We start from the raw sequence: 1,662 nt of genomic DNA, 5'->3' as shown, positions 1-1,662 counted from the left end.
GTATTGGTGTAGGAAAATGAATTGGCTTCATTTGGTTTAATCGGAGCCAGTTTTGCAATCAGAAACTTTTTAGTTGTGGCTGGGATTACCACTATTTCATCATTAGGAAGAGTACAAGTTAAATTCGTTAGTTTGAATTCAAACTGTGCAGAAATCGGCATTTCTTCCTTATTATCTGCATAAATAAAAACTTCGTTATTAACGACTTCATTGTAAAACAGAATGTTCCATTTCTCTTGGGAGAAAAGAAAAGTTTGAACCAATAAAAATAATAGTAAAAATATTCTTTTCACAATATTTAATTTTTGCTAAAATAATCAAAAACAATCTTAGAAATATCGGCGATTATTTTGGTGTTTATTTCTGAACTTTCCATAGAATCTGAAACGAAAACGCTTATTGCATAATGCTTTCCGCTGGGTAAAGTCACAATTCCTGCATCATTTTCGGCGATGGTGAGTCCGGCATCTGTTTTTCCTGAAGAGCCGGTTTTGTGAGCAACTGAATTTTTCGGAAGTTGTTCTACCAATTTATTTGTTCCGGTCGAAGTTTCCAATAATATTTTCATTAAAAAATCGGTCGATTTTTTCGATACGATTTTGTTAAAATAAAAATCTTTTAAAAGTTGAGATAAAGAATTGGTCGTGGTATTATTTGCATAAATTGCATCAATACTTTGATGCATTTTTTCTTCATTAAATTTAATCTGAAAATTTTTCACCTCCTTTTCATTCATGAAATTCTGCACGGTTTCTGTTCCGCCGATTAATCGTAACAAAATATCGCAACCGTTGTTATCACTTTGTGCGACGGTATATTTGATAAGTTCGCTTAAAGGTATTTCGATATTTCCTTCCGGATATTTTTCCCGAATCGGACTCCAAGTATTTTCTAAAAGATCAGATTTTTTAATGAAAAGTTTCTGATCCAAATTCAGTTTTCCTTCATCAACTTTATTCAAAACCGCCAAAGCAATATGAAATTTAAAAACGCTCAACATCGGAAGTTTCTTTTCCCCATTTTTATTTTCAAAATGAAACGAAAAATCAATTCCCGTTACAGAAACTGCCACAGTGGCATTTTTGCCTTCTGTAATTATGTTGATTTCTTTTTTTAAATTTTGCTTTTGTGCAAAACTGAAAATTGAAATAAAGAGGAATAAAAAGGTTAGTTTTTTCATTATTTTAAGATATCCAAAGCAATTCTTCATTAGTAATTTTCCACTTATCATTTATTCTTTTTAATTCGAATTTTATTCCTTGTCCACATAAACCACCACAATGAAAATTTAATTCAACAAAGGCTTTTGTTCGTTTTTTATTAAATATTACATTTGAAATAACAAATTCGGAAGTAAAACCTTCCTTGCAGTCATCGATAGAATTATTTTTACAGGGAAGTTTTTCTAATCTTTTAATCTTTAATTTATTAATTTTTGAGAAATTGATTGGATTTGTTTCTACAATTAAATATTGATCATCTCCCCATTCCTGAATTGAATTATATTTTTTCGGATAATATTTCAAAGTATCTAATTTAAAAAAATTAGGAACTAAATAATAACTAAGTATTCCAGCATTAATTAAACTGTCGTTAAATTTTTTATGGTTTTTACTTCCAAAAGTGATTGATTTAGATGGGAAAATTTTTGAACCATAAGCA

Annotated in this window: 3 protein-coding genes; all 3 read right to left on the bottom strand. The window is 29.4% G+C overall.

Annotated features, from left to right (window positions below; all coding sequences use genetic code 11):
* Nucleotides 1-293, bottom strand: a 293-nt coding sequence (locus WBY99_RS03475; RefSeq protein WP_423974946.1) for a hypothetical protein, incomplete at its 3' end; no start/stop codon positions are given.
* A gap of 5 nt (nucleotides 294-298) precedes the next feature.
* Complete coding sequence (gene bla / locus WBY99_RS03470) at nucleotides 299-1,180, bottom strand: class A beta-lactamase, subclass A2 (protein ID WP_423974945.1); 882 nt, start codon at nucleotides 1,178-1,180, stop codon at nucleotides 299-301.
* A 4-nt stretch (nucleotides 1,181-1,184) separates the two neighbouring features.
* The coding region (locus tag WBY99_RS03465; protein ID WP_423974944.1) for a hypothetical protein at nucleotides 1,185-1,662 on the bottom strand (478 nt) is incomplete at its 5' end.

Source organism: Kaistella sp. (assembly GCF_049588135.1).
GTDB lineage: Bacteria > Bacteroidota > Bacteroidia > Flavobacteriales > Weeksellaceae > Kaistella.
This window is presented reverse-complemented; position numbering and strand designations above follow the sequence as displayed.